A 4,350-nucleotide genomic window follows, 5' to 3' on the forward strand; every position below is an offset into this window, starting at 1 on the left:
CCGGCCGTCCGGGCGGCGGCGGAGCGGGCGAGCACGACGAGCGTCGCGTCCTCCCGGCCGCCGGCACCGTCGGGGGCGTCGTGCGGGGCGTCCTGCGCGGGGGCGGGACCTGTGCCTGTCGGTGCCTCAGGGGCGGCCATGGCCGGTCCTCTCGTCGTCGTGGCTGCGGCCGGGGTCCGCGCCGACGAGCTCGCCGGCGCCCTCCGCGGGCTGGTCGGTGCCCTCCTCGTCCTCGTCCGGCTCGGGCAGGACCTCGACGACGACCGACAGCAGGCGGTTGCGCCGGCCCCGCCGGTCCGCGGTGATCCGGAGGCCGGACACCTCGACGACGCTGCCGCGGATCGGGACCCGGCCGAGGTTCTTGGCCAGCAGCCCGGCGACGGTGTCGACGTCGTCGTCCTCGACGTCGCGGTCGGTGATCTCGCTGAGCGCGGTGAGGTGGGTGCGCGCGGACAGCCGCCACCGGTCCTCGCCGAGCACCTCGACCTCGGGCTCCTCGACGTCGTACTCGTCGCTGATCTGCCCGACGATCTCCTCGAGCAGGTCCTCGATCGTCACCAGGCCCGAGACGCCGCCGTACTCGTCGATGACGACGGCCAGGTGCACCGAGCCGGCCTGCATCTCGCGGAGCAGGTCGTCGGCGGGCTTGCTCTCGGGCACGAACACGGGGGCGCGCATGACCTCGTCCACGGTCGCCGGGCTGGGCTCGCCGTAGCCGCCCGTGCGCAGGTCCTGCAGGTGCGCCGCGACGTCCTTGAGGTAGGAGACGCCGACCACGTCGTCGGCGTCGCGGCCCAGCACGGGGACGCGGCTGAAGCCGGAGCGCAGGTGCAGGCGCATGGCCCGCTCCAGGCCGGTCCCCTGCTCCAGGGTCACCATGTCGGTCCGCGGGACCTGGACCTCGCGGGCCACGGTGTCGCCGAGGTGGACGACGCGCTGGAGCATGAGGCTCTCGCCGCGCTCGATGACGCTGTCGGCCTCGGCCTGCTCGACGAGCTCGATGAGCTCGGCCTCGGACGCGAACGGCCCGGCGGGCAGGCCGCGGCCGGGGACGACGACGGTGGCCGCCCGGACCAGGAGCAGCACGAGCGGGCCGACGACGACCATGAGCCGGGACAGCGACGCCGAGGCACCGAGCGCGACGGTGTCGGCGTGCTGCTGGCCGACCGTGCGGCCGACGGCCCCCACGAGGACGAAGATGAGGACCGACAGCACGGTGGCCGCGACGAGGACGACCGCCCAGTCCGGGCGGAGCAGGTGCCCGAGCGCGACGACGAGCGCGGACACGGCCGCGGTCTCGCAGACGATCCGCACGAAGGTCGTGGTGTTGACCGCCCCGGTGGTGTCCTCCAGCAGCCGGCGCAGCGCCCGCGCGTTGCGGCGCCCGGCGGTCTGGAGGTCCTCGGCGTGCCCGCGGGTCACCTTGGACAGGGCCGCCTCGACGGCGGCCAGGTAGCCGGCGAGCAGGAGCAGGACGAGCCCGACGAGGAGCCAGAGCAGCAGGGTCGAGGTCACCGGACCGGCTCGCCCCCGGCGGCGGCGGGGCGGCTGCGGCCCAGGAACTCCAGGAGGAGTCGCCGCTGGAGGGCGAACATCTCGGCCTCCTCGTCGGGCTCGGCGTGGTCGTAGCCCAGCAGGTGCAGGCAGCCGTGCACGACGAGGAGCAGGACCTCCTCGGCGGTGCTGTGCCCGGCCGTGCGCGCCTGCTCCTCGGCGACCTGCGGGCAGACGACGACGTCGCCGACCAGGCCGGGGCCCGACGGGGCGCCCTCGCGACCGGGGCGCAGCTCGTCCATCGGGAAGCTCATGACGTCGGTGGGACCCGGCAGGTCCAGCCACTTCTCGTGCAGCACGGCGATGGTGTCCGGGTCGACCAGCAGGACCGACAGCTCGGCCTGCGGGTGCACGTGCATGGCGTCCAGCACGTGCCGGGCGCACTCGGCGACCTCGGTCTCGCTGAGCCCGGCGACCTCGGTGCCCGACTCGTTGGCGACGTCGATCACCGGGTGGTGCCGTCCCAGCTGTCGTAGGCCCGGACGATGTCGGCGATGAGGCGGTGCCGGACCACGTCCGTGGACTCCAGGTACGAGAAGTGCACGTCGCCGACCCTGCCGAGGATGTCGCGCACGACCCGCAGGCCCGACGCGGTGGACCCGGGCAGGTCGACCTGGGTGATGTCGCCGGTGACGACCATCTTGGAGCCGAACCCCAGGCGGGTGAGGAACATCTTCATCTGCTCGGGCGAGGTGTTCTGGGCCTCGTCGAGGATGATGAAGGCGTCGTTAAGGGTGCGCCCGCGCATGTAGGCCAGCGGCGCGACCTCGATGGTCCCGGCGGTGATGAGCCGCGGGATCGAGTCCGGGTCGACCATGTCGTGCAGCGCGTCGTACAGCGGCCGCAGGTACGGGTCGATCTTGTCCGTCAGCGTGCCGGGCAGGAAGCCGAGCCGCTCGCCGGCCTCGACCGCGGGGCGGGTGAGGACGATCCGGTTGACGGTCTTGGACTGCAGCGCCTGGACGGCCTTGGCCATGGCCAGGTACGTCTTGCCGGTGCCGGCGGGGCCGATGCCGAAGGTGATGGTGTTCTCGTCGATCGCGTCGACGTAGCGCTTCTGGTTGAGCGTCTTCGGCCGGATGGTGCGCCCGCGGTTGGACAGGATGTTCGCGGTCAGCACCTGTGCCGGCCGGACACCGCCGTCGGTGTCGCGCAGGATGGTGAGGCTGCGCTCGACGGCGTCGGCGCTCAGCGGCTGGCCGGCGGCCAGGACGCTGCCCATCTCCTCGAGCAGGCGCAGCGCGAGCGCGACGTCGCTGGCGGGGCCCGTGACCGTCACCTCGTCACCGCGCGCGAGGACGTCGACGCGGGGCAGGCCGCGCTCGAGCGTGCGCAGGTGCTTGTCCCCCGCGCCGAGCAGGGAGACGGTGTCGGTCCCGGTGGGGACCACGTAGGTCTGCGTGACGACGGCGGTCCCGAACGGGGCGGCGGTGCCGTCGGGGCCGGCTGCGGTGGCAGCACCTGCCTCGCGGGTGTCGGGCAGGTCCTCGGCGTGAGCGCCGGTGATGTCAGGCATGGGCAGGCGGCCCTGGTCCTCTCTCTGTACGGACCCCCAGGTTACCGCCCGGTCGGCCCGGGGGCCGTCCCGGTGCGGGGTGCCCGGTGCTCAGAGCCCGCCGGAGGACGCCCCTGCACCGGCGAGCACGTGACCGTGGGCGTGGAACACCGACTGGCCGGCGGCGGCGCCGGTGTTGAAGACGAGCCGGAAGGCGCCGTCGGCACGCTCGGCGGCCAGCGCCGCACCGGCCCTGACGAGCGCCGCGAGCGCGGCCGGGTCATCGGCCAGCTCGACCACGTCGACGACGTGCCGGCGCGGCACGACGAGGATGTGCACCTCGGCCTTGGGGGCGACGTCGGCGAAGGCGACGACGTGCTCGTCGGCGTACAGCAGCTCCACGGGCAGCTCGCCCGACACGATCCGGCAGAACACGCAGTCGTCGGCCATGCCCGGACGCTACCGGCGCCGCATGGCGTCCACGCCGTCGCACGCCGTCGACGCCGTCGCACGCCGTCGCCGGACCGGTGGCCCACGCGTGTCAACCGGCGCGGGCCGCTGCGCGTGGGGGCAGTGTGGGAGCAGCAGCGACGACGGACGAGCGGGGGGACGCCGTGCCCGGCCCGGTGGACGACCTCCAGGCGGTGGTCGACCGCGAGTGGGCGCCCATGGTGCGCCTGGGGACCCTGCTGCTGGGCGGGGACTCCCGCCGGGCCGAGGAGGTCGTGCAGGACGCCCTGCTCGGCCTGCACCGCGCCTGGGACCGCCTCGAAGACCCCTCGCGCGCCGCCGGGTACCTGCGGCGCAGCGTGGTCAACGGCTGCCGCTCCGCCCACCGCCACGACGGCGTCGAGCGGCGGCACCTGCGGCTGGTCGCCCAGCAGGAGGCCTCCCCCCGCGACACCGCCGACGACAGCGCCGAGCACGACGCCGTGGTCCGGGTGCTGCGCGCCCTGCCCGTGCGGCAGCGGGAGGTGCTCGTGCTGCGCTACTGGCAGGACGCCCCGGAGACGGAGATCGCCCGCACGCTCGGCATCAGCGCCGGCGCCGTCAAGACCCACGCGTCCCGCGGGCTGGCCGCCCTGCGCGCCGCCCTCGCCACGACCCCGGAGGACCCCCGTGCCTGAGCACCTGCCCCCCGTCGGCCCCGTCGGCCCTGGGCCGACCGACCCTACGGGCCGTGGTCACCGTGGCGACCCAGGTGACCGTGGCGCCGAGCAGGCGCTGCGCCGGGCCCTGGCCGCGCAGGCCGCGGGCGTCTCCCCCGGCCCCGCCCCGCGGGTGGACGAGCTCGTCGGGCG

General features: G+C 75.0%; 6 protein-coding genes. 2 read left to right on the plus strand and 4 right to left on the minus strand.

Annotated features, from left to right (window positions below):
• Positions 1-126 precede the first annotated feature (126 nt).
• The 4 genes from WCS02_RS17965 to WCS02_RS17980 form a co-directional block, all read right to left on the minus strand.
• Positions 127-1,515, minus strand: a complete 1,389-nt coding sequence (locus tag WCS02_RS17965) for a hemolysin family protein (RefSeq protein WP_340295655.1) — start codon at positions 1,513-1,515, stop codon at positions 127-129.
• Positions 1,512-2,003, minus strand: a complete 492-nt coding sequence (gene ybeY, locus WCS02_RS17970) for an rRNA maturation RNase YbeY (protein ID WP_340295656.1) — start codon at positions 2,001-2,003, stop codon at positions 1,512-1,514. Before ybeY ends, WCS02_RS17965 begins: the two co-directional genes overlap by 4 nt.
• Positions 2,000-3,070 carry a PhoH family protein gene (locus WCS02_RS17975; protein ID WP_340295657.1) on the minus strand — a complete coding sequence of 357 codons (1,071 nt, stop codon included), beginning with the start codon at positions 3,068-3,070 and terminating at the stop codon, positions 2,000-2,002. The genes ybeY and WCS02_RS17975 overlap by 4 nt, the downstream gene beginning before the upstream one ends.
• Before the next feature lie 90 nt (positions 3,071-3,160).
• Positions 3,161-3,499 (minus strand): HIT domain-containing protein, encoded by a 339-nt coding sequence (locus WCS02_RS17980; protein ID WP_340295659.1) that lies wholly within the window; start codon positions 3,497-3,499, stop codon positions 3,161-3,163.
• 125 nt (positions 3,500-3,624) lie between these two features.
• Between WCS02_RS17980 and WCS02_RS17985 the strand changes: the two genes are divergently transcribed.
• The gene (locus tag WCS02_RS17985; protein ID WP_340295661.1) at positions 3,625-4,176 is read left to right on the plus strand and encodes a SigE family RNA polymerase sigma factor; all 552 of its coding nucleotides are present in this window, start codon (positions 3,625-3,627) and stop codon (positions 4,174-4,176) included.
• A partial coding sequence (locus WCS02_RS17990; RefSeq protein ID WP_340295662.1) for a hypothetical protein occupies positions 4,169-4,350 on the plus strand: 182 nt, incomplete at its 3' end. The genes WCS02_RS17985 and WCS02_RS17990, both read left to right, overlap by 8 nt.

Source organism: Aquipuribacter hungaricus (genome assembly GCF_037860755.1).
Lineage (GTDB): Bacteria > Actinomycetota > Actinomycetes > Actinomycetales > JBBAYJ01 > Aquipuribacter > Aquipuribacter hungaricus.